This is a genomic window from Rhizobium sp. FKY42, from assembly GCF_005222835.1.
Classification (GTDB): domain Bacteria; phylum Pseudomonadota; class Alphaproteobacteria; order Rhizobiales; family Rhizobiaceae; genus Neorhizobium.
On record NZ_STGA01000016.1, the window covers coordinates 56576 to 81565 of the forward strand.

Below are 24990 nucleotides of genomic sequence, written 5' to 3' on the forward strand. Positions count from 1 at the left end.
AGCATCGAGCATGACCAGGATTACCGACATGCGGATCGTGGATCTGAGGTTTCCGACATCCAAGAGCCTTGATGGCTCCGATGCCATGAACCCGGACCCGGACTATTCGGCAGCCTATGTGATCCTTGAAACGGACGTGCCCGGCCTTGCCGGGCATGGCCTGACCTTCACCATCGGGCGCGGCAACGACATCTGCTGCATGGCAATCGATGCCATGCGCCATCTGGTCGTCGGGCGGGATCTGGCAGAGTTCAAAGCTGCTCCCGGCAAATTCTGGCGGCATCTGACCGGCGATAGCCAGTTGCGCTGGATCGGACCGGACAAGGGTGCCATGCACCTGGCAACCGGTGCCGTGGTCAACGCCTTCTGGGATTTTCTCGCCAAGCAGGAAGGCAAGCCGGTCTGGCGGCTGGTGGCGGAGATGAGCCCGGAAGAAATCGCCGATATCGTGGATTATCGTTATCTCACCGATGCGCTGACCCGTGACGAAGCCATTGAAATCCTCAAAAAGGCTGAAGCCGGCAAGGCCGAGCGCATCGCCATTCTCGAACGGGAAGGCTATGCCTGCTACACCACCTCAGCTGGATGGCTGGGCTATGATGACGACAAACTGCGCCGCCTTTGCCGGGAGGCAATCGATGCAGGCTTCAACCACATCAAGATGAAAGTCGGCCGCGATCTGGAGGACGATATTCGCCGTCTGCGCATCGCCCGCGAGGTAATCGGTCCCGACCGCTATCTGATGATCGATGCCAATCAGGTCTGGGAGGTTGATCAGGCGATTGACTGGGTGAAGCAGCTTTCCTTCTGCAAGCCCTTCTTCATCGAGGAGCCGACGAGCCCGGACGATGTGGCCGGCCATCGTAAGATCCGCCAGTCTATTGCACCGGTGAAAGTGGCGACCGGCGAAATGTGCCAGAACCGCATCATGTTCAAGCAGTTCATCGCGGAAGGCGCCATCGACATCGTGCAGATCGACAGCTGCCGCATGGGCGGGCTGAACGAGGTGCTGGCCGTGCTGCTGATTGCCGCAAAGTTTGGCCTGCCGGTCTGGCCGCATGCGGGTGGTGTGGGCCTTTGCGAATATGTGCAGCATCTTTCGATGATCGATTATGTGGCTGTGTCCGGCACCAAGGAAGGCCGCGTGATCGAATATGTTGATCACTTGCACGAGCATTTTCTGGACCCATGCCGGATCGAAAACGCCGCCTATATGCCGCCTTCCATGCCGGGTTTCTCCATCGAAATGAAACCAGAAACGCTGAAGAGCTTTGCTTTTGCAGCTGTCAGAACAAGTTCCAGCGCGCAAACACGCGCTTGATTCCTGAACCGGCAGGGATCGCGACAGAAGTGGATTATTATTGGTACTTCTGAGTACCAATATTTATACCGCATTAAGAGATGACGTTTAGCGTGTTGTTAGATTCATAACAGGACGTCTCCCATGGTCGATGCCATTTCAAGTGCTGCCACAACGATTCTGAGCTCCAGCAGTTCGTCTTCATCTACCTCCTCCTCCTCGAACACGGATGTCGCCGCTCTGGAAGCACAGCTGGCCGCCAAGCAGTCTGAGCTTGCCAAAACCGAGGACGAAGACGACAAGAAGGAGCTGGAAGAGCAGATAGCCACCTTGCAGAAGCAGATTGCCGACGCCAAGGCTGCCGAGGCCAAGAAGCTTGCGGATACGGGCTCGTCCAACCAGAAACCGGAGCAAGTGCCTGCGCAAATGTCCGGTGAAAGCGATCGGATCGGTTCGAAGAATTTCGACGAGAACACAGAGTTCGGTGAGCGCACAGCCTATGTTTGAACGGTTATCTGACCGTCCATCCGCCGCTCGAACCCGTTTTACAATTTTGGATTGACAGAAGTTATCTGTAAGCCCTGCCAATTCTGGTATGAGATGCCGAAACGGCAATATGGCTGCACGGATGAACGACACGACAGACGACCAACAGGCTGCGCCCTTGAAACGAGGGCGAGGCCGGCCCAAAGCTTCGACAGACAATGCGAGGCGAACATCCATCATCGAGATGGCAAGACGCACCTTCATGGAGCTCGGCCTGCTGCGGACCACCACCGACATCGTGGCTGCACGCTGTAGAATTTCCAAGCAGACACTCTACCGTTTGTTTCCCAGCAAGGCGGACCTGTTCATCGCTGTTGTCGCCGCGCACCGGCAGACCATGCTCGACCTTCCGCGCCCGGAGGACGAAGACGGCCCGTTGGAGGACCTGATTGCGCGGATTTTCCTGATCGACATTGACGCACAACAGGAGCGGGAGCGCGAGGCCTTTATCCACATGGTCCTGCGGGAGGCCCATCAAGTGCCTGACCTTGTGGAAATTCTGTTCAGGGAGGGGCCGGAAACCTCTCGTCGTCTGCTTGCCGATTGGTTATCCGGCCAGATGGCCAAGGGCAAAATTCATCTCGATGATCCGATGAATGGGGCGAGAATGCTGATGGATCTTCTCTTCGCTGGACCCGGTCCCTTCAAATGGAAAGACATGGCGGAACGGCATCAACATATGCGGCAGGCGATCGGAATATTCGTGCGAGGCACGCGTCCGTAAGTCGTTTGAGTTTCACTGACGGATGAGGACCAGTCTTGGCAAAGAACGCTTAAAAACGCTTCCAATTCCTGCGCCGAACTTTGGTCTGACACCATTTTGTTCCAGAAAAATCGCAACCAAATGAGGTTTTTGTCGTTTGGCCTCCTGTGCAGGCGCGTTTCTCAACGGGCCTGCTTCCTCTTTGCCCGGATTTTCCGGGCTTAAGGCGTATGAAGACAGCGAGGTAAAGACAGAACAGTGTGTGGCATCTGCGGAGAAATTCGGTTCGACGGCACTCAGCCTTCCCCCATGGTTCAAGCACAGATGATGGAGGCGATCGCGCCTCGCGGGCCAGATGGTTCGGGTCTCGTCATTCATGGTTCAACTGCACTTGCGCATCGGCGCTTGTCAATTATTGATCTGAGTGAAAAGGCGCGCCAACCGATGGTGGATGGCGAACTCGGTCTGACGATTGCCTTCAACGGCTGCATCTACAACTACCCGCAACTGCGTCAGGAACTGGAAGAGCGCGGCTATCGCTTCTTCTCGCATGGCGATACGGAGGTTATCCTCAAGGCGTGGCATGCCTGGGGCATTGATTGCGTGAAGCGCTTCCACGGCATGTTTGCCTTCGTGATTCACGAACGCGACACAAACCGTGTTGTGATGGCCCGCGACCGCTTCGGCATCAAGCCGCTCTATCTGGCGAAAGTCGATGGCGCGCTGCGCTTTTCATCCTTCCTTCCTGCGCTTGTTCAAGGCGGCGGCGTCGACACGTCCATCGACCGCATAGCGCTGCATCACTATATGAGCTTTCACGCCGTCGTGCCGCCGCCGCGCACGATCCTGAACGGCATCAAGAAGTTTCCGCCTGCAACAATCCGCGTGATCGAAGCCGATGGCCGCGAGAGCGATACGCGTTACTGGAACCCGCCCTACGAGCGCGACCCTTACATGGCAGGGCTTTCTCGCGAAGACTGGCGCGATCTGGTGCTGGATTCGCTGCGCACCGCCGTGAAGCGCCGCATGGTGGCCGATGTGCCAGTCGGCGTGCTTCTCTCGGGCGGCGTGGATTCCAGCATCATCACCGGCCTTCTGGCTGAGCAGGGTCAGAACGATCTGATGACCTTCTCTGTTGGCTTCGAGGAAGCCAATGGCGAAAAAGGCGATGAATTCGTCTATTCGGACCTGATCGCCAGGCATTTCGGCACCGACCATCACAAAATCTTTGTGCCATCCGACCAGTTGATGGCCGCCCTTCCCGGTGTGATCTCTGCCATGTCGGAACCCATGGTTTCCTATGACAATGTGGGCTTCTATCTGCTGGCCAAAGAGGTTTCGAAGCACATCCGTGTCGTGCAGTCCGGCCAGGGTGCCGATGAGGTCTTCGGCGGCTATCACTGGTATCCGCCCCTCGGAAACTCAAAAGACGTCGTGAGCGACTATGCCCGTGTGTTCTTCGACCGCAGCCATGCGACACTGAAGACGCAGCTGGGTGATGACTGGATCGCCGACCACGATGCAAGTCTTGAACTGGCGCGCGCTCATCTCACGCAGCCGGAGGCAGCAACGCCGGTGGATGCAGCCCTTCGTCTCGACAGCCAGGTCATGCTGGTGGACGATCCGGTCAAGCGCGTCGACAACATGACGATGGCCTGGGGGCTCGAGGCACGCGTTCCCTTCCTCGATCATGAACTGGTGGAACTGGCCGCGAAAATTCCACCGGAATTCAAGCTGAACGAAGGCGGCAAGGGCGTGCTCAAGGACGCTGCCCGCCTTGTCGTGCCGAATGAGGTGATCGACCGCAAGAAGGGCTATTTCCCCGTTCCGCAACTGAAATATGTCGATGGACCCTATCTGGAAATGGTGCGCGACGCGCTGTCTTCGCAGGCTGCCCGCGAACGCGGCATTTTCCGCAAGGATTATCTCGACCGGTTGTTTGCCAATCCCTCCGATCACATCACGCCGCTGCAGGGTTCCGAACTCTGGCAGGTGGGCCTTCTGGAATTGTGGCTGCAGGCGCAGGGAGTTTGACCATGACGACCAAGACCACGGAGCGAATGCAGCGGTTTCGAAGCGAAAAGGCAGTGGCACACCGGCTGAAACGCAAGCGGTTCGAATCTCTTCGCAAAACCGGCCAGACCTATGACGATGGCCCCGCGCCTTCTGCCTGTGTGGATTGTGGCTGGGGCCGATTGATCTTCGCCCAGACCTTTGACGATTCCGTCGAACTGGTCTCCGCATTGAGGGAAGAAGCGCCTGAGCACCGCGATATCGCGGTTTATGTGGGCGATCCGCATGTTCTTCTGGCCGAAGCGCCGCAGGAGATCTTTCTCGATCCGTCGCATACATTCCGGTTGGATCTTTCCACCTATCGCTCCAGCCGTCGCGCCGTTCGTGGCTTTTTTGTGCGTCGCCTGACCTCAGAAGCAGATGCGCGCGCTGTCAACCGCATCTATTCGTCTCGCGGAATGGTGCCGGTTCGTCCTGACTTTTTCTGGTCCAACCGCGACAATCGCGTCATCACCTATCTGGTGGCGGAAGACGAACAGACGGGCGAGGTGATCGGCACCGTAACCGGCATCGACCATATCCGCGCCTTCTCCGATCCCGAACAAGGGGCTTCCCTTTGGTGCCTTGCCGTTGATCCGCAGGCGCGCCACGCCGGTATTGGAGAGACGCTGGTGCGTAGACTGGGTGAACATTTCAAGGCGCGTGGCAATGCCTTCATGGATCTATCCGTACTGCATGACAACGAACAGGCGATTGCACTGTATGAGAAGCTTGGCTTTCGCCGTATTCCAGCCTTCTCCGTCAAGCGCAAGAATTCCATCAACGAGCGCCTCTATGCCAGCCCGCTGGAAGCCTATGACGCGCTGAACCCTTATGCGCGGCTGCTGGTAGACGAGGCCCGCCGCCGCGGCGTGCATGTGGAAATTACCGATGCGGAAGGTGGCTTCTTCCGGCTTTCCCATGGCGGGCGCTCCGTTCACTGCCGCGAGAGCCTGACCGAACTGACATCCGGTGTTGCCATGTCGATCTGTGATGACAAGGCCGTGACACGCCGTGTCGTGGAGCGGGCCGGTATTATCGTTCCAGAACAGATGACGGCAGGCGAGGATGAGCAAGCGCTTGTCTCATTTCTTGAAAAACATGGCCGCGTGGTAGTGAAACCTGCCCGTGGCGAACAGGGCCGCGCCGTGGCCGTTGGTCTTTCTACTCTGGACGAGGTGAAGACTGCCATTCAGGCGGCGCGGGAAGTGTGCGACCGGGTGCTGATCGAAGCCTGTTTCGACGGTGAAGATCTGCGTCTGGTCGTCATCGATTTCAAGTTGGTGGCTGCGGCCGTACGCCGCCCGCCGCATGTGGTGGGCGATGGGCGTTCCACAGTTCGGGAACTGATCGAGCGGCTTTCGCGCCGCCGCGCCGCTGCGACCGGTGGAGAAAGCACCATTCCCGTTGATGCGGAAACCGAGCGCTGCCTTTCCATGTCCAACGTGACGCTGGACGACGTGCTTGAGGAAGGTCGCGAGATTGCCGTGCGCAAGGCGGCCAATCTTCACACCGGCGGCTCGATCCACGATGTCACCGAGATCGTCCATCCGTGTCTGGTGGAAGCGGCAATCAATGCCGCGCGCGCGATCGATATCCCGGTGGTGGGTATCGACTTCATGATCAAATCCCCGACAGAGCCGGACTACGTGTTCATCGAGGCGAACGAGCGCCCAGGCTTGGCCAATCACGAGCCGCAGCCGACGGCGGAACGTTTTCTCGATCTCCTTTTTCCGCTGTCTGGCCATCGCGCCGCACGTCACGCGCTGGGTCGGATCTGAGCCAAGCCATGCAGATCACCATCGACGAAAACTATCTGCTGCGGCAGCTTGCGGCACTGCTGCAGATAGACAGTCCCACCGGTTACACGGATGAAGTGGTTCTCTACTGCGCGGAAGAACTGAAACGCCTTGGCCTTTCGCCAGAACTGACGCGGCGCGGCGCCATTCGCGCCGTCCGTCAAGGCAGCCGAAGGGCGGGAGCGCGTGCCATCGTCGCCCATGTCGATACGCTGGGCGCGCAGGTCAAAGCCATCAAGGACAATGGCCGACTGGAACTTGTGCCCATCGGCCATTGGTCAGCCCGTTTTGCCGAAGGTGCGCGGGTGACGATCTATGGCACCGGGGGCATTCATCGCGGCACCATTCTGCCGCTCAAAGCATCCGGCCATACGTTCAATGAGGAGGTGGACACGCTGCCTGTCGGCTGGTCTTATGTGGAGGTTCGCATCGACGCAAGGACCCGCACGCCCGATGAAACACTGAAACTCGGCATCGAGGTCGGCGATATCGTCGCCATCGATACGGGCAGCGAGTTTCTGGAAAACGGCTTCATCAATTCCCGCCATCTGGATGACAAAGCGGGCGTGGCCATTGCGCTCGCAGCCATCGAGGCGCTGGAACGCGCCGGTGCCAGCACGCCTGTTGATACGCATTGGCTGTTTACGATTGCGGAAGAAGTCGGCGTTGGTGCCTCCTCCATCGTCACGTCAGAGATTGCCTCCATGCTGACCATCGACAACGGCACAACAGCACCGGGGCAGAATTCCTCCGAATTCGGCGCGACGATTGCCATGGCGGACCAGACCGGGCCTTTCGATTTCCACCTGACGCGCAAGCTGGTGGAGCTTTGCCGCGAAAACCAGATCCCCTACCAGAAGGACGTGTTTCGTTACTATCGCTCCGATTCAGCCTCGGCGCTGGAGGCTGGCCATGATATCCGCACCGCCCTTGTTACCTTTGGGGTCGATGCCTCGCATGGTTATGAGCGCATTCATAAACATGCGCTGACCTCAGTGGCGAGGCTGGCAGCGGCTTTTGCAGTCAGTCCCGTGAAGATCCGACGGGATGCGAATGAGATGTCCGGGCCAGAGGGCTTCACGCATCTTCCGATCCGCGACACGGCAGAGAACTGAACAGAAATAGGCCGGGCGGAGGAGGATCACGGATTATCGCGTTTAAAGATCCAGTCGTGATCCGGGTGGTTCTGGAAGCGCCACTTGCGCATCGGACCCGCCATGACATTGAGGTAATACATCTCGTATCCGTAAGGCGAGCCGCACGGATGATGACCCTTCGGCACCAGCACGACATCGCCGCTGGATACCGCCATGGTTTCATCCAGAGAACCGTCTTCCGTGAAAACGCGCTGGAAGCCGAAGCCCTGTGCCGGGTTCAAACGGTGGTAATAGGTTTCTTCCAGATAGGTCATATCCGGGTAATTATCCTCATCGTGCCGGTGTGGCGGATAGGATGACCAGTTGCCGGACGGCGTGAAGACTTCCGTGACCAGAAGGCTATCGGCCACATCGCGATCTTCCATGGCAATCGGGAAGATGTGGCGGGTATTAGCACCCTTGCCGCGCTCCGTAAGATTGATGCCAGCTGGACCAATGACCTGCGCCTCACGGCCCGGCTTGGCTGGTGCCGTGCAGATGGCAAGCGTGCAATCGCTCGTTGCTTCCGCTGACCAGTCTGAGCCAGCAGGCACATAGACGCAATGCGGCGGCTTTTTCTCGAACACGTTCATGCGGTCGCCAAGCTCACCGAAGTCTTTGCCCGAGCCTGAGATCTTTGCCTTGCCTTCCACCAGAACGAGGATCACCTCAGTCTCGCCCGTCGGCTCGGCAGCCTTTTCACCCGGCTTCAGATGATAAAGACCAAAGCCGACATAGCCCCAGTTCGCGCTTTCCGGCGTAATGTCATGCACCTTGCCGGATGTGCCGGATGGCTTGCGCAGGAGATTGCTCATTCCTCGTCTCCTTCCCGCTGAGCTTGAGCGGCAGCCTTCTTGGCTTCCGCCTCCGCAATCGAACGGTCATACATGATGAGAAGTTCATAGGCCGCATAGCCAGCGGCACCTAAAAACAGGATTGCCCAACCCCACGATTGGTTCAGGGCTTCAACGCCACCCCAAAGGGCAGGCAACACCACCGTTAGAACCCGCCGCCACAGCGGCTTGAAGAAGGGATGCGTGGGATCGAGCAACTTCAATGTGTTTATCCTTGGAACGAGGTCAGATCAGCCCTGCATCCTTGGCGAAGCCCTTCAGCGATTTCAAGCCGAGGCTCTGATATTCGAATGGATTGCGCACATCCGGGTCCTGTTCGGCCTCAATGACGATCCAGCCCTGATAGCCATGTTCGGCTGCAATCTTGAGAACCGGCGGGAAATTTACGCCGCCTTCAGTGTCGCCAGGAACGGTGAACACGCCACGGCGCACACCTTCCAGGAAGGAGAGTTTTTCGTTGCGCACCTGATCGGCAATAACAGGGCGCACGTTCTTGGCATGGATATGGCCGACGCGGTGCATGTACTTTTTCGCCACGGCTTCCGGGTTGCCGCCGCCGAAATAGCAATGGCCGGTATCGAGCAGCAGCTTGGCGTGCGGGCCCGTGTGCTGCATCAGCTTGTCGATTTCCTCTTCGCTCTCGACCACAGTGCCCATGTGGTGGTGATAGACCAGCGAAATGCCCTGAGACGCCGAAAACTCTGCAAGAGCTTCTACACCTGCGCCGAACTTGGCCCAATCGGCGTCCGCCAGCTTCGGGCGATCCGCCAGAGCCGTATCATCGGCACCATGGATGGCGTTCGAGGTTTCGCAGACGATGATGACCTTGCAGCCCATGGCCTTCAGCACGTCCAGGAAGGGCTGCATGGCAGCCTTTTCCTCTTCAATCGTGTTGGTCAGCAGGTTCAGCGAATGCCAGCCGGAGACGAATTTCAGGCCGCGCGGCTCCAGAACGGATTTCAGGCCAGCCGGATCGGTTGGCAGCTTGTGGCCCTTTTCGATGCCATCGAAACCGATCTTGGCGGTTTCATCCAGGCACTGCTCCAGGCTGATATGCGCGCCGAGCGTGCGGTCGTCGTCATTGGACCAGGCAATCGGGTTTGTACCGAAGAGGATCATCTTAAATTCTTTCCTTCAGGGCAGCTTCATAGGCGGCACGCGCCTTGTTTACTTCTTCTCTGGCCGAGACTTCGGGCACGGCGACATCCCACCAGTGACCACCGGCACCCGGTGTCGGATAGGGGTCCGTATCGATGACGACGACAGTCGGTACGGTTGCCTCACGGGCTGCATCAAGCGCGGTTTCCAGTTCCGCGATGGACGACACCTTGGTGGATTTCGCACCCATGGCCGCCGCATGCGCGGCAAAATCGATGGCGATGGGGTTCACATGATTTGTGTGGGCATAGAGGTTGTTGAACTCTGCACCGCCAGTGCCCATCTGCAGCCGGTTGATGCAGCCATAGCCCCGGTTATCGGTGATGACGACAGTGATCTTCACACCCATGGCAACAGCCGTGGCAAGCTCAGAATTCATCATCATATAGGAGCCATCGCCCACCATGACGATGACATCGCGCTCCGGCTCGGCCAGCTTGATACCAAGGCCGCCGGCAATCTCATAGCCCATGCAGGAGAAGCCGTATTCCATATGGTAGGAGAGCGGCAGCTTCGCCTTCCACAGCTGGTGAAGCTCGCCCGGCATGGTGCCAGCCGCGCACATGACCACCGTGTTATCCCGCGAGGCGCGCTGAACGGCGCCGATGACCTGCATATCTGTCGGCAGTGTGTTGGCGTCCTTCGGCGCTGCGGTGACAGCATCGGCCTTGGCAAACCAACTGGCCTTGAGGCCCGCATCCGGGGCAGCAAAATGGTGCTCGCCAAGAGCTGCCGAAATCTTTTCTAACCCCACCTTCGCGTCGGCCACGAGCGGGATCGCATCATGCTTGGCGCTGTCGTAAGCCTGCACGTTGAGCGCCAGGATCTTGCGATTGGGGTTCTTGAACAAAGCCCAGGAACCGGTTGTGAAATCCTGAAAACGCGTGCCGACGCCGATCACCAGATCAGCCTTTTCCGACACGATGTTCGCGCTTTCGCAACCAGTGACACCTACCGGGCCGAAGTTCAGACCGTGATCCCAGGCAAGCGCCGACTTGCCCGCCTGCGTTTCGACAACCGGGATCTGGTGTTTCTCTACAAAGCTTTTCAGCGTTTCCGTTGCACCAGAGAAATGCACGCCGCCGCCGGCAACGATGACCGGGTTCGTCGCGGCCTTGATGGCGGCAATGGCGGCTTCCAGTTCCACCACATCCGGCTCTGGACGGCGGAACCGCCAGGTCTTCGGTGTGAAGAAACTTTCCGGGTAATCGTAAGCCTCCGCTTGCACATCCTGGCAGAAGGCAAGCGTGACGGGGCCGCAATCGGCAGGGTCGGTCAGCGTTCTGAACGCACGCGGCAGTGCCGTCAAAAGCTGTTCGGGACGCTCGATACGGTCGAAATAGCGGCTGACCGGCTTGAAGCAGTCATTGGCGGAAATCGTGCCGTCTTCGAAATCCTCGATCTGCTGCAGAACCGGATCGGGACCACGATTGGCAAATACATCACCCGGAATAAACAGAACTGGCAGGCGGTTGACATGTGCCAAAGCCGCTGCCGTTACCATGTTCAGCGCACCGGGACCGATGGAGGAGGTGACCGCCATGGCACGGCGACGACCCAGTTGCTTGGCGTAGGCAATCGCCGCATGTGCCATCGACTGTTCGTTCTGGCCGCGATAGGTCGGCAGTTCCTCGCGAATGCCGTAGAGTGCTTCACCGATACCGGCGACGTTGCCGTGACCGAAGATCGCCCAGACGCCTGCGATATAGGGAACGCCATCCTCGTTCAGCTGGTTGGCGAGGTAGCGCACCAGCGCCTGCGCCGCCGTCAGACGGATCGTTTTCATGCCTTTCCTCCCTTGGCTGCGTTGGCCTTGGCGCGCGCTCCATCCCAGATCGCGCACAGGCTCTTGTATCGGGCCACCATATCCTCCACGGCGGCCTCATCCGTGATCTGGCCACCCAGCCATTTGCGGGCAGCATCGCCGAAGATCGTGCGACCGACCGCGAAACCCTTCACCAGATCGAAGCCGGCGGCAAGGGCGAAACTTTCCTCAAGCTCAACCTGCGGCGCATCCAGTCCCAGAACGACGATGCCGCGCGTGTTACTGTCGTGGCGCTCGACCGCAGCGCAGGCATTGGCCCAGGCGGCATTCGTCTTCATCGGCTCCAGCTTCCACCAGTCTGGATAGACGCCGATTTGATAGAAACGGTCGATGATCTTGGCCGTCGTTTCATCATCGACAGCACCGACCTTGGACGGAATAACCTCCAGCAGGAACTCCAGACGGTTGCGACGAGCCGCCTCGAAAAGGCGCTTCACCGTCTCCTCCTGTTTCTCCTTCACCTCGGCGGAATCGTCTGGATGGTAGAAGCAGAGAACCTTCACCACATGTTCGGCTGCCCATTCGCCAAGCCCGCCGCAATCGAGACCCAGTTCAGGCTCCAGCGTCAGCGGGCGCGAGCCCGGCCATTCGGCAGGGCGGCCGATCCAGAGCCCGGTTCCCGCAGCGGCGTACAAAGCTTCCTTGCCGAGGCGGCCATCGCAGAGGATGCCATATCCACCCTGCCCGCCCGCAACCGTCGTCGCTGCCTGAAGGCAGAGCTTCTTGAAGGCGCCGATGCGATCCGTGGCAACGCCCGCCTCTTCGGCCATGGCCTCCAGCTGCATGCGATGATCAAAGGCGAAAACGCGCATGGTCGACCAGTCGCCCTTGCGGTTGGTGGACCAGTGAACCTGTTCAAGGGCTGCATCCTTGCGCAGCGCCTTGTTTTTGATGCCCGTCGCAAAGAAATATTGCAGCTCTTCCCAGCTTGGGTAAGCGGGCGTGCAGCCGTGGCGCGACACCGCGAAAGCACCGCAGGCATTGGCGTATTTCAGCGCCGTCGGCCAATCCTCGCCCGTCAGCCAGCCCTTCAGCAACCCTGCCATAAAACCATCGCCAGCGCCCAGCACGTTGAAGACTTCGATCGGGAAGCCGGGGCCGGTCTGGCCCTTATCGAGACTGTCCGGAATTTCGCCTTCGAAAACCGCCGCGCCCATTGGGCCGCGCTTGCACACAAGTGCTGCCTTGGACACCTTGCGCACAGCGCGCAGCGCTTCCAGCGTATCGGTGGAGCCGCCAGCAATATGGAACTCTTCTTCCGTCCCGACGATCAGGTCAAAAAGATGCAGCGTGCTTTGCAGCTTGGCCGTGACCTTGGCCGATTCCACGAAACGGCTTTCACCATCGCCATGACCGGCGACGCCCCAGAGATTGGGGCGGTAATCGATATCAAGCGCCGTCTGCGCGCCATTCTCCCGCGCCAGCTTCAGCGCCTTCATCACCGCCGCTTCGGTACGGGTATGTGAAAGATGGGTTCCCGTAACGGTGACGCAGCGGGATTCCGCGATGAAGGCCGGATCAATATCATCTTCGCACAGCGCCATATCGGCGCAGTTTTCGCGGTAGAAGATCAGCGGAAACTGGTTCTCGTCGCGAATGCCAAGCAGCACCAGCGCCGTGAGGCGTTCCGGGTCGGTCACAACGCCGCGCACATCCACACCCTCGCGCACCAGCTGCTCGCGAATGAAGCGACCCATATGCTCATTGCCGACACGGGTGATCAACGCACTCTTCAGGCCAAGCCGCGCTGCTCCGGCTGCGATATTGGTCGGCGAGCCGCCGATATATTTGTTGAAGGAGGACATATCCTCCAGACGGCCACCCACCTGGGCGCCATAAAGGTCTACGGACGAGCGTCCGATCGTGATCACGTCGAGTGGCTTCAAGAGGCCCTCCCTTTGGCCGCTGATGGCGAATTGCGCTTTGGGTCAGCGCGACGGCACCTCCCGTGCCGATCAATTATTTTGGACTATAAATTCTATTTTCCGCGTTTTCAACACGAATATTCAGTTCTTGCGTTTCGCGCCCACCGCCGCAGAAAGGGCAATGGCAACGCAGAGCGTGGCCGAAAGCGAACGGAAAGCGCCAAAGTCCACTTCAGAGACCATGAGAATGGTGGCACCCATCTTGCGAAGTGGATTGACGGCGGTATCCGTCAACGCCACGACCGGTACGCCACGGGCGCGAACAGTCTCCACCAGTTCCAGCGTTTCCGCCGAATAGGGCGAGAAGGTGATGGCCAGAAGCGCATCGCCCGGACGGATAGCAGCGGAACTATCCAGCCTTCCGGCAACACTGTGCAGCATGGCAGGCACCTGCATTTTTTCCAGCGCATAGGCAATGTAGCTTGCCACCGGAAAGGAGCGGCGTAGGCCGATGATATGAACCAGATTGGCAGAGGCCAGAACTTCAACCGCCTCCTCAAGTGCCTGTGGATCAACGGATTTTAGAAGGTTCTCAAGCGAAGATCGGCCCGCCTCGACAAATTCCGCCAGAAGCCGCGGGCCGCTATGCTCTCCCATGTCGCGCAGGTGGTCGAGACGGGTGGAATAATCCGGCCAGCCGCCCACATAGCTTTCGCGAAACAGACGCTGCATTTCCGAATAGCCGGAAAAGCCCATGATCTGACAGAAGCGCATGAAGGCGGATGGCTGCACGCCTGCGGCTTCCGCCATTTCAGCGACAGTCGAAACAGCAATGCGATCTGTATTGGCCGCCACATAATCCGCGCATTGCTTCAGTCGCTTGGGGAGAGAGGCGGAGACTTCGAGCAGTTTTTCCTCGAATTCAGCCACGCTTGCCGGTGCGCCACCCTCCGCCATTCAATCGTCCTTTTTATCAGCTTGACATAAATATGGCTACACTCTAGCAAAATGGAATAGATATTCCAAACTCGATTTGGAACAAAAATTCTGAAATTCTGATCGATCCCGAAGTGGAGGAGAACCCATGGTGACGAGATTGGCCCTGCTGGGTGCAGGACGTATCGGCAAGGTGCATGCAAAGGCAATTGCTTCTGACCCGCGCGCGAAACTGGTGGCCGTAGTGGATGCCATGGAAGCGGCTGCGAAAGCCATTGCCGATGAGGCAGGTGCAGAAGTCAGCACCATTGATGCCGTTCTGGCCAACAAGGATGTGGACGCGGTCATCATCTGCACACCCACCAACACGCATGCGGATCTGATCGAAAAATTCGCCCGTGCTGGCAAGGCGATCTTCTGCGAAAAGCCGATCGATCTGGACGTCGCACGCGCCCAGGCCTGCATCGACGTGGTGAAGGAAACCGGTGCCAAGGTCATGCTTGGCTTCAACCGCCGTTTCGACCCACATTTCCAGGCCGTGCGCAAGGAGATCGACAAGGGCACCATCGGCAAGGTGGAGATGGTGACGATCACCAGCCGCGATCCGGGTGCGCCGCCGGTGGAATATATCAAGGTGTCCGGCGGCATCTTCCGCGACATGACAATCCACGATCTGGACATGGCGCGGTTCCTGCTGGGTGAAGAGATCAAGTCCGTCTTCGCAACAGGTGCCGTACTGGTCGATCCGAAGATCGGAGAAGCGGGCGATTATGATAGCGCCAGCCTGATCCTGACCACGGCCAGCGGCCGTCAGGCTGTGATCTCCAACTCCCGCCGCGCAACTTACGGCTACGACCAGCGCATCGAAGTACATGGCGCACTGGGTTCGGTTGCCGCTGAAAACCAGCGCCCGGTCTCCATCGAAGTGGCCAACAAGGACGGCTATACGCGTCCGCCGCTGCATGACTTCTTCATGACGCGCTATACGGAAGCCTATGCGGCTGAAATCAAGGCCTTCATCGATACGGTTGAGAACGGAGCTGCCGCCTCGCCGTCCGCAGAAGATGGCCTGATTGCCCTGAAGCTCGCCGATGCGGCACTGAAATCCGCCAAGACAGGCGCAGCCGTTTCGCTCTGAGCGAAGTCAGCAAACGATAAAGGGCCGCCTAACCCGCGGCCCTTGTTTTAGCTTCCCATTCCGCCGCATAGGCTTGAACCGCCGCCGGATCGAGTCGGCTGACAATCTCCTTCGACTGCGCCGAAAGCTTGACGCCGGCCAGAAGCCCCGCACCTTGGCTGGTACCGGTGGAACCGGAAACGGCAATCACTTGACGGCCCAGCAGCGCCTGCAAGGGTTCCAGATAGGCGGGATTGGCGGCAAAAGGCCCCTCTACCAGAACCGGACCCTTTGCGCCGATCAGGGTGAGGCATGTCTCGGTCATCAGCGCCAGATAGAGGCAGCACGCCGCCCATTTTTCCGGGGTCGATGCGCCCTCTGCGTTCAGCCATCGGCTTTGCTGGCCGGGATAGGGACCGGAACCGGAGGTGACGTTTGGCGTGAGCAGGACGCGTTTCTCCAAGGCTTGAGGCATGGCGGCAAGGGCTGCATCCACATCAAGAGGCCCGAGCACCGCGGTCAGCAGTTCGAACTCACGCCCACCCATGAACCGCGAAGATGGCACGGCCCGGCCATAGGCATCCACATTGGCAAGCGCATCACGCGCCGGATCGAGATGTTCCAGATCGCCGCCGACGGCAAAGTTGATGACCCATGTTCCCGTGGAAACGACGGCGAACGGTGGTTCGTGGCCCACCAGATGTGGCAGCAGCGAAGCGTTGGAATCATGAATGCCGCAATAGACCGGCACCGGCTTTTGAAGCCCGAGTTCTGCGGCAAGCGCTGACTTCACATCACCCAGCACATCGAAGGCGGAGCGAACAGTCGCCATCATGTCGCGAATGCCAAGTGTGTCCACCAGCGACGAGAATGTGCCCTTTCCCGGCTGCCAAAGATCCGTATGACAGCCAAGGGAGGTCGCCTCGTTCGCGGCAATGCCGGTCAGGCGAAAGGCCCAGTATTGCGGATAGGTGAGGATGGTTCGCACGCGCGCAAATTCTTTCGGAAAGGACACCTTCTGAAAGTGGATCTGTGCGCCGAGGTTCAACCCCATAGCCAGGGCGGGCGAAAAAGTTTCCGAAAATGGCGGACGAAGTGGCGCATAGGTGGCGCGGATCTCTTCCGGATACTCATATTCATAATCCAGCGCCGGCAGAGCCAGATCACCGGCCTCATCCAGCAGAACGCCAGACGCACCATGCGTGGTGATGGATATCGCATCGAAGCCGCAGCCAGAGTTCAGCTCTCGCAGCGCGTCGCAGAAGAAGCGCCAAAGACCCTCAATATCGTAGTGCGGATAGGGATCACCTGGGATCACCTGGTTCGGGCGACGGCGCACATCCAGTTCTTCGCCGGTCGCGCAATCCAGCACCAGAACCTTGGCATTGGTTTTGCCGATATCCAGAACGGCAATGCGACGGGTTTCAGTCATGGCATGTAGAAGACTGGGACGAGGTCGATGGCGACGGGAGAATTATCGGGATTCGACTCCATGATATCGGTCATATGCGCCCACCAACGCTTCATGACCGGATGCTCTGGCAGGCTGGCCATGCCATGATCTTTCGGTCGCGTCAGCACGCCAAACAGGATGTTCGTTTCGGGATCGAGGTGGATGGAATAGTCGCTGACGCCAGCCTGATGCAGCAGTTCCAACAGTTCCGGCCAGATCTCATCATGGCGCTTCTTGTACTCGGCCTGCATGCCGGGGTGCAGCTTCATCTTGAAGGCGTGTTTTTCGAGCGTCATGATTTAGATGCCTGTTTGATGCGGCGCGCCAGAATGGGCAGCGCGATGGTGACGATGAGAAGAAGGCCAACGAAGATCGACATCACAATGCCGGGCACATTCAACAGACCGAGCCCAAAGGTGACGAGACCCATGACAAAGGCAGCGATGACAACGCCCGCAATGGTGCCCGCGCCGCCGAGAATGGAAACGCCACCGAGCACCACCATGGTGACCACTTCCAGCTCCCAGCCTTGCGCAATGGAAGGCCGCGTCGACCCAAGCCGCGAGGTGAGGCAGACGGCAGCGATACCGCTCATCAGACCGGTCAGCAGGAACAGGATGAACTTTACCCGCTCCACCGGCACACCGGAAAAGCGTGCTGCAAAATCATTATTGCCGATCACATAGACCTGACGGCCGAAATTGGTGGCGTGCAGCAGTACCGCGAAGATGGCGGCACAGAGCAAGAACAGGCCGAACTCGAAAGAAAAGACCCAGAAAAGATAGCCCTGGCCGAAATAGGCAAAACTTTCCGGGTAAGAACCATAGGCCTTGTCGCCCAGCACCAGATAGGAAATGCCACGAAACAGGCTCATCGTGCCGATGGTGACGACGATGGACGGCAGCTTCAGCACGGAAACCAGCGTGCCGTTGAAGGCACCGCAGGCGAGCCCAACACCGATGCCGATCGCCACCAATCCGGGTGTATCGACACCGGCTTGAGCCGCCGCGCCCATCGCCGTCGAGGCGAGCGCGATGATGGCTGCGACCGACAGATCGATCTCACCGGCAATGATCAACAGCGCCATGGCGAAGGCAATCATTGCCTTTTCGGTGAAGTTGAAGGTGGCGTCCGACAGGTTCCACGCGTCCAGGAAGTAAGGCGAAGCCAAAGAATTGGCGATGAAGATCAGCACCGCAACGCCAAACAGCAGCACTTCCCAGCTGGAGAAAATGCGACTGACGGGGGTGCCCAGACGATCCGGTATTACCCGGCGGGTCGCGTTTGTGTTGACGTCGCTCATGCTGTCACCTCGGTCGCTGCACGGTCGCGCAGGATGATACGGCCCTTCTTCGCTTCAGCCCGAGCATTGAAGACGACGGCGAGAATGATGACCACGCCGGAAATCGCCATCTGCGCGAAGGGCGAAATGCCAATGACCGGCAGCGCGTTCTTGATGACACCCAAGAAAAGCGAGCCGAGCACGGCACCGGCCACGGAGCCGATACCGCCTGCAATCGAGATGCCGCCAATCACGCAGGCCGCGACACTATCAAGCTCAAAGCCAGCGGCGATGTCCACATAGGCTACCGCATAGCGCGAGACCCAGAGATAGCTGCAGAGTCCCGCCATGGCGCCCGACAGCACGAAGGCGAAGAAGCGCGTGCGGCCGATATCGATGCCCGCATAGACAGCTGCCGTTGGGTTACCGCCGGAAGCATAAGCCGATCGACCGAAGGGCGTACGCGTCAGCAGAAAGCCCATGCCCAGCACGACAGCAATCGCCACCCAGGAGAGGATGGGCAGGCCGAGAAACACCGTGCGCGGCACGTTGAGGAAGGTCGGCGTCATCTGATGCGCATTCACCCATCCGCCACCGGACAAGACAAACGCCATGCCGCGATAGATGGTGAGCGTACCGAGCGTCACGACAATCGGCGGGATCTGCAGGATCCAGACGAGGAAACCGTTGATCGCGCCGAGAGCGGCCCCGATTCCAAGCGCCATGAGGATAAGCAGCACAAGCGGCAAATCCGGAAAGGCAGCATTGGTCATGGCAACGGCCATGCCGGTGAAGGCAAGATTGGCCGCGACCGACAGATCGATGGATTTCGTCAGGATCACCGTCATCTGCGCAAGCGCCAGAATGATCAGGATCGACGTATCGTTGAAGATATTCACCAGATTGCCGGGTTCGGCAAAGCCTTCAGCGCGGGTCGCAAAGCCCGCGATCATCAGCGCAATGATGCCGGACAGCAGCAGTTCGCGGCTTTTGAGAAGTTTCGTCATGAAGCGCACTCACGCATTGCCGGTCGCGGCACGCACCAGCGTCTCCGCCGTGGCCTCCGACCGGTCATAGAAGCCCGCCATCAGCCCCTCGCGCATCACCATGATCCGATCCGACATGCCGAGAACTTCCGGCAGTTCGGACGAGACCATGATGATGGACAGGCCTTGGGAGGCAAGTTCGGAAATGAAGCCATGCACCGCGGCCTTGGAGCCGATATCGATGCCCTTTGTCGGCTCATCGAGAATGATCACCTTCGGCTGGGTGGCAAGCCATTTGCCGATGACGACCTTCTGCTGGTTCCCGCCGGACAGCGTGCCGACCGGCACCGAGAGAGCCGCGGCCCGCAGATCCAGCCGCTCCGCATATTGCCGCGCCAGCGCCAACTCGTTGGCAGCCTTCAGGAAACCGGAGCGCGAGGTTTTGGCAAGTGATGGCAGCGTCATGTTCTGATAGATCGGCATAGGCAGCGCCAGACCGTGGCGCCCGCGTTCTTCCGGCACATAGACAATGCCCGCCGCAATCGCATCCTGAGCGGAGCGGATCTCGACCGGCTGACCTTCGAGGGTCAGGCGACCGGCCGAGGGCCGTGTGATGCCGAACAGCGATTGGCAAAGCTCGGAACGACCGGCACCGATGAGGCCGTAGACGCCGAGAATTTCGCCGCGCTTCAATTCAAAGGAGATATCGCGAAACTCCGTCGGGTGGCTGTAGCCTTGAACGGAGAGAACGACAGGACCGATCTCAGCTTCCACCTTGGGGAAGACGTCATGCACGTCGCGGCCAACCATAAGGCGCACGATTTCGCCTTGAGGCGTTTCCTTCAAACGGCCATGGCCAACCGCCTTGCCATCGCGGAAGACCGCAAAATTTTCGGCAATTTCATAAAGCTCATCAAACTTGTGGCTGATGAACAGGATTGCTTTGCCCTGCCGCTTCAACCCTTCCACGATACGGAAGAGATCGTCGATCTCCTTGCGTGACAAGGCCGCCGTTGGCTCGTCCATGATGACGATGCGTGCTTCGACGGAGAGCGCACGGGCAATCGCCACCAGATGCCGCTGGGCAATGGAGAGATCCTTCAGACGGATGGTCGGGTCAATATCGCTTTCCAGCTGCTGCAACAGTTCCCGCGAACGGGCATTGATGGTGCGCCAGTCGATGGTGCGAAACCGTGTGCGTGGCGCGTGACCGAGGAAGATGTTTTCGCCAACCGTCAGTTCGTCAAAGAGCACGGTTTCCTGATGGATTGCCGTAACGCCCGCATCGATGGCGGCTTGAGCACTGGCAAATTGCACCGGCTTTCCATCAAGCAGAATTTCGCCTTCGGTCGGGCGGTAAATGCCCGTCAGGATTTTCACGAGCGTGGATTTGCCCGCGCCATTTTCGCCGATCAACGCCGTCACCTGCCCCGGATAGAGGCTGATGGATACCTGATCCAGCGCCTTCACGCCCGGAAAGATCTGGCTGATGCCGCGCATTTCCAAAATGGGCGCCAGGTTCGGCGTTTGGTTTGCCAGCGGCGTGTTCAGGGTCATGGGGGCAACAGCATTCATTGTTGATTTCACCTCAGGCCCCTCCACTGTTTCGAGATTGCGAACCTGCCTTCGGTGAAGGCGAGGAGGGTGCGGTGCGGAAGCCGTAATGGTTGAGCGAAAATCGTGAACTTCGAGGACCGGAGCGGAGCGTACTTAGACGTACGTGAGCACCGGAAGCGCAGAAGAGCGCGATTTGCAGCCAGCCAGTACGGCTTCCGCCGTCAATCAGAAGATCTTCGAGAACTGATCGATATTCTTCGCATTGTAGACGAAGGGATCGGCCATCGCAGCTTCACCATTGTCGCCAATCTTGATCGTGCCCATGCGGCCCGCCTTGACTTCACTGCCCGGCTTGCCGGTCGCTTCGCCCTTTACAAGACGATAGGCGATCTGCGTTGCGGAATAGCCGAGGTCGATCGGGTTCCAGATGGCGAATTCCTTCGTCGCACCCGACTTGATCGCGCCCGCCATTTCGGACGGAAGACCAAGACCGGTGACATAGACCTGACCGATCTTGCCGGCATCCTTCACAGCCTGCGAGGCGGCGAGAACACCAACTGTTGTCGGAGCAACGATAACCTTCACGTTTGGCTGCGACTTCAGGAGACCTTGTGCTTCGCGATAGCTCTTGTCGGCGAGGTCGTCACCATAGACGGTGGTAGCGAGGTTGAGGCCGGGGAAATCCTTCAGCTGCTTCTTCATTTCCGCGATCCAGGTGTTCTGGTTCGTGGAGGTGGTGGTGGCAGAAAGGATTGCGAAATCACCCTTGCCATCCGGCAGATGATTCTTCGCCAGCGTCAGGCACATCTTGCCGATCAACGCGTTCGAAGACGGATTGAGGTGCATGATGCGGCCCGCAGGGGCAACGCCGGAATCCCAGGAGATGACCTTGATGCCGCGTTGTGCGGCCTTCTTCAACGCAGGTACCAGCGCATCCGGATCATTGGCGGAAACGGCAATGGCATCCACGCCTTGCGCGATCAGCGAATTGATCACTTCGATCTGGCCCTCGGCAGTCGTCGACGTCGGGCCGGTATAGATGATCTTCACGCCGCCCAATTCCTTGGCGGCTTCTTCCGCGCCCTTGTTGGCGGCTTCAAAGAAACCGTTGCCAAGCGACTTTACCACCAGCGCGATTTTCACATCCGCGGCGGATGCCATGCTGGCCATGGAAACCGATGCGGCCAGCGCCAATGCTGCAGCACCGAAATGACGTCTTGTCAGTTTCATGTTTCACTCCTCCCAAAGATAAAGTCCGTTTCTCCCCTCCCCCCGAAGCGTCTCTTACGCGACGGAAGAAGCATCCTCCTTTGCCGATGAAGCCGTGGGCTTCACCGTCAAAACCTTCACACCTGCATCTTCCAGCATGGCGACCGCCTCTTCTGACACGCCATCATCGGTGATGATGGTCGAGACATTCTCCAGCGGACACAGGATCATGCTGGAGCGACGATTGAACTTGCTCGAATCCACCATCACGATCAGCTCATCCGCCTGACGCATCAGTCGCTGCTCGCTCTGGATCACCAGCGCATCCGGCTCCATCACGCCGTGGGACGAAATGCCCTGCGCGCCGATGAACATGCGCCGCGCGTAGAAATTGCGGATCGCGTCATTCTCGAATGGCGACAGGATCAGGCTCTGGTCGCGATAGATCGCGCCGCCAGGCACTGAAACCGTGCATTTGGAGTGTTTGACCAGATGCTCGGCAATGGCGAAGGAATTCGTCATGACCTGCAGGCGCCGCGCCGACATGAAATGCACCATCTGGAAAGTGGTGGTGCCACCATTGATGATAACGGAATCGCCTTCCTCACACAGCTCCACAGCAGCGCGCGCAATTGCGCGTTTCTTATCAATATTGACGGATTCGGACACCCGGAAGGGTCGCGCTGCGAGATTGCCCTGTTGCGGCGGATGCACGGCTTCCGCCCCACCCCGCACACGGCGGAGCTTTCCCTGCACATGAAGCGCGGCAATATCGCGCCGGATTGTCGCCTCGGAAGCCTCTGTCAGCTCGGCAATATCCTGCACCGTCACCACAGGCTTTTCCTGGATGGCGCTCAAGATGATGCGATGTCGCTCACGTTCGTGCATGGGTTCCTCCGTGTTCCGATTTATTCGAAACGAATTAATCATGTCAATCACAAACGATCAAAAAAGATTATATTGCAGCGCACAATGAACGTTTGTGATCGTTTGTGATTGACAACACACCTGACCATGCGCGATATCCTCACTCCAAACGAGATGCTTCACGGTGGGACCGGAAGCACACGCACACTGGGAGGACCTGTTCCATGTCGGGCAAAACCCGCCTTCTCGATAATCGTTGGGATGATGCTTACGCCGCAAAGCTCGATGAGCCCGGCAAGCTCTTGTATCGTTCAAACTTGCTGGGCGCTGACAAGCGCATCACCAATTACGGTGGCGGCAACACCTCTGCAAAGGTGATGGAGACTGATCCCCTGACCGGCCAGAAGGTGCAGGTTCTCTGGGTCAAGGGGTCTGGCGGCGATGTCGGCACCATCAAGCTTGATGGCTTTGCCACGCTCTATCAGGAAAAGCTCGACGCTCTGAAGGGCATCTATCAGGGCGTTCACGATGAAGACCGCATGGTCGGCTTCCTGCCGCATTGCACATTCAACCTGAACCCGCGTGCTGCCTCCATCGACACGCCGCTACATGGCTTCGTGCCGTTCACGCATGTTGACCACATGCACCCGGATGCCATCATTGCGATTGCCGCCTCGAAGAATTCGAAGGAATTGACGCAACAGATTTTCGGCGCCGATATCGGCTGGCTGCCCTGGCGCCGCCCCGGCTTCCAACTCGGTCTCGATCTCGAAGCTTTTGTAAAGGCGAACCCCACCGCCAAGGGCGTGGTGCTGGAAAGCCATGGCCTGTTTACCTGGGCGAATGACGCCAAGGAATGCTACGAACTGACGCTTGAAATCATCAACAAGGCAATCGAGTGGTTCGCCGCGCAGACAGACGGCAAGGTCATTTTCGGCGGCGCTGCGACCCAGAGCCTACCCGCCGATCAGCGCCGCGCGATTGCGGCGAAGTTGATGCCGGAAATCCGTGGCCGCATCGGCAAGCTTGAGCGCAAGCTCGGTGATTTCGACGATCAGGACGCCGTGCTCGAATTCGTCAACTCAAAAAACCTGAAGCCGCTGGGCGCGCTCGGCACCTCCTGCCCGGACCACTTCCTGCGCACCAAAATCCGCCCGCTGATTGTCGATTTCGATCCGGCCAAGCCGGATGTCGACGCCGTAATTGCCGGTCTGGACAAGGCGCTGGGAGAGTATCGCGCCGATTACACACGCTATTACGAGACCTGCAAACACGACAATTCACCGAAGATGCGTGATCCGAACCCGGTCATTTTTCTGGTGCCGGGTGTGGGCATGCTCTCCTTCGCCAAGGACAAGGCAACCGCCCGCATTGCTGGCGAGTTCTACGTCAACGCCATCAACGTGATGCGCGGTGCTTCCACGGTTTCCGAATATCAGGGCCTTCCCGAGCAGGAAGCTTTCGATATTGAATACTGGCTACTGGAAGAGGCAAAACTGCAGCGCATGCCAAAGCCAAAGAGCATGGCGGGCCGCGTGGCCTTCGTCACCGGCGGTGCGGGCGGCATTGGCCGCGCAACCGCAGAACGCCTGATGGCGGAAGGTGCCTGCGTGGTGCTGGCCGATATCGATGCGGAAGCACTGGATGCTGCCAAGGGCGATTTCGCCAAGCGCTACAGCAACGATACCGTGCGGTCCGTTCAACTGGATGTCACGAAGGAAGATGCGGTGGCTGCCGCATTCTCAGAAGCTTGCGTGGAATTCGGCGGCGTGGACATTCTGGTCTCCAATGCCGGTATCGCCTCTTCCGCGCCAGTGGAAGAAACCACGCTTGCCATGTGGGACAAGAATATCAGCATTCTGACCACCGGCTATTTCCTCGTATCTCGCGAAGCTTTCCGCCTGTTCCGTCGCCAGAATCTCGGTGGCAATGTGGTTTTCGTAGCCTCCAAGAATGGTCTGGCTTCGTCGCCGAATGCGTCCGCCTATTGCACGGCCAAGGCTGCGGAAATCCATCTGGCCCGCTGCCTTGCACTGGAGGGCGCAGAGGCTGGCATTCGCGTCAACACCGTCAACCCGGATGCGGTGCTGCGCGGCTCCAAGATCTGGAACGGCGAGTGGCGTGAACAACGTGCGGCTTCTTCCAAGATCGAAGTGACCGATCTGGAAGAGCATTATCGCAAGCGCTCCATGCTGAAGCTGAATGTCTTCCCGGAAGATATTGCTGAAGCCATCTACTTCCTGGCATCCGATCTTTCGGCAAAATCCACCGGCAACATCATCAACGTGGATGCCGGTAACGCCCAGAGCTTCACGCGCTGAGACCTCCCCTGCCCGTTCGCGCGG

The 24990-nt window shown here is 58.8% G+C and carries 21 protein-coding genes; 8 read left to right on the top strand and 13 right to left on the bottom strand.

Annotated features, from left to right (window positions below):
* Window positions 1-10: 10 nt before the first annotated feature.
* From E8M78_RS07235 to E8M78_RS07260, 6 genes are all read left to right on the top strand, one after another.
* Window positions 11-1321, top strand: coding sequence for an L-fuconate dehydratase (locus tag E8M78_RS07235; protein WP_137134427.1), 1311 nt, complete (start codon window positions 11-13; stop codon window positions 1319-1321).
* Window positions 1322-1444: 123 nt separating this feature from the next.
* Entirely contained in the window at window positions 1445-1807 is a 363-nt protein-coding gene (locus tag E8M78_RS07240) for a FlxA-like family protein (RefSeq protein ID WP_137134428.1), read from the top strand.
* A 121-nt stretch (window positions 1808-1928) separates the two neighbouring features.
* On the top strand, window positions 1929-2570 hold the full coding sequence (locus E8M78_RS07245) for a TetR/AcrR family transcriptional regulator (RefSeq protein WP_170973351.1): 642 nt from the start codon (window positions 1929-1931) through the stop codon (window positions 2568-2570).
* A 237-nt stretch (window positions 2571-2807) separates the two neighbouring features.
* Window positions 2808-4583, top strand: coding sequence for an N-acetylglutaminylglutamine amidotransferase (locus tag E8M78_RS07250; protein ID WP_137134430.1), 1776 nt, complete (start codon window positions 2808-2810; stop codon window positions 4581-4583).
* Window positions 4584-4585: 2 nt separating this feature from the next.
* Window positions 4586-6382 carry an N-acetylglutaminylglutamine synthetase gene (gene ngg, locus E8M78_RS07255; protein WP_137134431.1) on the top strand — a complete coding sequence of 599 codons (1797 nt, stop codon included), beginning with the start codon at window positions 4586-4588 and terminating at the stop codon, window positions 6380-6382.
* 8 nt (window positions 6383-6390) lie between these two features.
* Window positions 6391-7515, top strand: a complete 1125-nt coding sequence (locus E8M78_RS07260) for an osmoprotectant NAGGN system M42 family peptidase (protein WP_137134432.1) — start codon at window positions 6391-6393, stop codon at window positions 7513-7515.
* 26 nt (window positions 7516-7541) lie between these two features.
* Here E8M78_RS07260 and iolB read toward each other — a convergent pair whose 3' ends face one another.
* The 6 genes from iolB to E8M78_RS07290 all read right to left on the bottom strand — a co-directional run bounded on the left by iolB (window position 7542) and on the right by E8M78_RS07290 (window position 14195).
* Window positions 7542-8351, bottom strand: coding sequence for a 5-deoxy-glucuronate isomerase (iolB, locus tag E8M78_RS07265; protein WP_137134433.1), 810 nt, complete (start codon window positions 8349-8351; stop codon window positions 7542-7544).
* The gene (locus tag E8M78_RS07270) at window positions 8348-8593 is read right to left on the bottom strand and encodes a hypothetical protein (RefSeq protein WP_137134434.1); all 246 of its coding nucleotides are present in this window, start codon (window positions 8591-8593) and stop codon (window positions 8348-8350) included. The genes iolB and E8M78_RS07270 overlap by 4 nt, the downstream gene beginning before the upstream one ends.
* Window positions 8594-8615: 22 nt before the next feature.
* A complete protein-coding gene (gene iolE / locus E8M78_RS07275) occupies window positions 8616-9509 on the bottom strand; it encodes a myo-inosose-2 dehydratase (protein WP_137134435.1) in 894 nt (297 codons plus the stop codon).
* A 1-nt stretch (window position 9510) separates the two neighbouring features.
* Window positions 9511-11334, bottom strand: a complete 1824-nt coding sequence (gene iolD / locus E8M78_RS07280) for a 3D-(3,5/4)-trihydroxycyclohexane-1,2-dione acylhydrolase (decyclizing) (RefSeq protein WP_137134436.1) — start codon at window positions 11332-11334, stop codon at window positions 9511-9513.
* A complete protein-coding gene (gene iolC / locus E8M78_RS07285) occupies window positions 11331-13259 on the bottom strand; it encodes a 5-dehydro-2-deoxygluconokinase (protein WP_137134437.1) in 1929 nt (642 codons plus the stop codon). Before iolC ends, iolD begins: the two co-directional genes overlap by 4 nt.
* Window positions 13260-13379: 120 nt before the next feature.
* Complete coding sequence (locus tag E8M78_RS07290) at window positions 13380-14195, bottom strand: MurR/RpiR family transcriptional regulator (RefSeq protein WP_137134438.1); 816 nt, start codon at window positions 14193-14195, stop codon at window positions 13380-13382.
* A 127-nt stretch (window positions 14196-14322) separates the two neighbouring features.
* Between E8M78_RS07290 and iolG the strand changes: the two genes are divergently transcribed.
* A complete protein-coding gene (gene iolG / locus E8M78_RS07295; protein WP_137134439.1) occupies window positions 14323-15312 on the top strand; it encodes an inositol 2-dehydrogenase in 990 nt (329 codons plus the stop codon).
* A 28-nt stretch (window positions 15313-15340) separates the two neighbouring features.
* On the opposite strand, the gene E8M78_RS07300 is transcribed toward iolG, so the two are convergent.
* From E8M78_RS07300 to E8M78_RS07330, 7 genes are all read right to left on the bottom strand, one after another.
* Window positions 15341-16723, bottom strand: coding sequence for an FGGY-family carbohydrate kinase (locus E8M78_RS07300; protein WP_137134440.1), 1383 nt, complete (start codon window positions 16721-16723; stop codon window positions 15341-15343).
* Entirely contained in the window at window positions 16720-17040 is a 321-nt protein-coding gene (rhaM, locus tag E8M78_RS07305) for an L-rhamnose mutarotase (protein WP_137134441.1), read from the bottom strand. The genes E8M78_RS07300 and rhaM overlap by 4 nt, the downstream gene beginning before the upstream one ends.
* Entirely contained in the window at window positions 17037-18047 is a 1011-nt protein-coding gene (locus E8M78_RS07310; protein WP_137134442.1) for an ABC transporter permease, read from the bottom strand. The genes rhaM and E8M78_RS07310 overlap by 4 nt, the downstream gene beginning before the upstream one ends.
* A complete protein-coding gene (locus tag E8M78_RS07315; protein ID WP_137134443.1) occupies window positions 18044-19033 on the bottom strand; it encodes an ABC transporter permease in 990 nt (329 codons plus the stop codon). The genes E8M78_RS07310 and E8M78_RS07315 overlap by 4 nt, the downstream gene beginning before the upstream one ends.
* A gap of 9 nt (window positions 19034-19042) precedes the next feature.
* On the bottom strand, window positions 19043-20569 hold the full coding sequence (locus E8M78_RS07320; protein ID WP_137134476.1) for a sugar ABC transporter ATP-binding protein: 1527 nt from the start codon (window positions 20567-20569) through the stop codon (window positions 19043-19045).
* 225 nt (window positions 20570-20794) lie between these two features.
* On the bottom strand, window positions 20795-21799 hold the full coding sequence (rhaS, locus tag E8M78_RS07325; RefSeq protein ID WP_137134444.1) for a rhamnose ABC transporter substrate-binding protein: 1005 nt from the start codon (window positions 21797-21799) through the stop codon (window positions 20795-20797).
* Window positions 21800-21853: 54 nt separating this feature from the next.
* Window positions 21854-22666 carry a DeoR/GlpR family DNA-binding transcription regulator gene (locus E8M78_RS07330; protein WP_137134445.1) on the bottom strand — a complete coding sequence of 271 codons (813 nt, stop codon included), beginning with the start codon at window positions 22664-22666 and terminating at the stop codon, window positions 21854-21856.
* Between the two features lie 203 nt (window positions 22667-22869).
* On the opposite strand from E8M78_RS07330, the gene E8M78_RS07335 reads away from it, so the two are divergent.
* Window positions 22870-24966 carry a bifunctional rhamnulose-1-phosphate aldolase/short-chain dehydrogenase gene (locus E8M78_RS07335; RefSeq protein ID WP_137134446.1) on the top strand — a complete coding sequence of 699 codons (2097 nt, stop codon included), beginning with the start codon at window positions 22870-22872 and terminating at the stop codon, window positions 24964-24966.
* Window positions 24967-24990 lie beyond the last annotated feature (24 nt).

Excerpts from the sequence above, each read along its gene's own strand:
- E8M78_RS07245 (WP_170973351.1), top strand. The coding sequence starts at position 1,929 with ATGAACGACACGACAGACGACCAACAGGCTGCGCCCTTGAAACGAGGG.
- E8M78_RS07320 (WP_137134476.1), bottom strand. The coding sequence starts at position 20,569 with ATGACCCTGAACACGCCGCTGGCAAACCAAACGCCGAACCTGGCGCCC.
- E8M78_RS07235 (WP_137134427.1), top strand. The coding sequence starts at position 11 with ATGACCAGGATTACCGACATGCGGATCGTGGATCTGAGGTTTCCGACA.
- E8M78_RS07240 (WP_137134428.1), top strand. The coding sequence starts at position 1,445 with ATGGTCGATGCCATTTCAAGTGCTGCCACAACGATTCTGAGCTCCAGC.
- E8M78_RS07310 (WP_137134442.1), bottom strand. The coding sequence starts at position 18,047 with ATGAGCGACGTCAACACAAACGCGACCCGCCGGGTAATACCGGATCGT.
- ngg (WP_137134431.1), top strand. The coding sequence starts at position 4,586 with ATGACGACCAAGACCACGGAGCGAATGCAGCGGTTTCGAAGCGAAAAG.
- iolD (WP_137134436.1), bottom strand. The coding sequence starts at position 11,334 with ATGAAAACGATCCGTCTGACGGCGGCGCAGGCGCTGGTGCGCTACCTC.
- E8M78_RS07300 (WP_137134440.1), bottom strand. The coding sequence starts at position 16,723 with ATGACTGAAACCCGTCGCATTGCCGTTCTGGATATCGGCAAAACCAAT.
- iolG (WP_137134439.1), top strand. The coding sequence starts at position 14,323 with ATGGTGACGAGATTGGCCCTGCTGGGTGCAGGACGTATCGGCAAGGTG.
- E8M78_RS07260 (WP_137134432.1), top strand. The coding sequence starts at position 6,391 with ATGCAGATCACCATCGACGAAAACTATCTGCTGCGGCAGCTTGCGGCA.
- rhaM (WP_137134441.1), bottom strand. The coding sequence starts at position 17,040 with ATGACGCTCGAAAAACACGCCTTCAAGATGAAGCTGCACCCCGGCATG.
- E8M78_RS07335 (WP_137134446.1), top strand. The coding sequence starts at position 22,870 with ATGTCGGGCAAAACCCGCCTTCTCGATAATCGTTGGGATGATGCTTAC.
- E8M78_RS07315 (WP_137134443.1), bottom strand. The coding sequence starts at position 19,033 with ATGACGAAACTTCTCAAAAGCCGCGAACTGCTGCTGTCCGGCATCATT.
- rhaS (WP_137134444.1), bottom strand. The coding sequence starts at position 21,799 with ATGAAACTGACAAGACGTCATTTCGGTGCTGCAGCATTGGCGCTGGCC.
- E8M78_RS07330 (WP_137134445.1), bottom strand. The coding sequence starts at position 22,666 with ATGCACGAACGTGAGCGACATCGCATCATCTTGAGCGCCATCCAGGAA.
- iolB (WP_137134433.1), bottom strand. The coding sequence starts at position 8,351 with ATGAGCAATCTCCTGCGCAAGCCATCCGGCACATCCGGCAAGGTGCAT.
- E8M78_RS07290 (WP_137134438.1), bottom strand. The coding sequence starts at position 14,195 with ATGGCGGAGGGTGGCGCACCGGCAAGCGTGGCTGAATTCGAGGAAAAA.
- iolE (WP_137134435.1), bottom strand. The coding sequence starts at position 9,509 with ATGATCCTCTTCGGTACAAACCCGATTGCCTGGTCCAATGACGACGAC.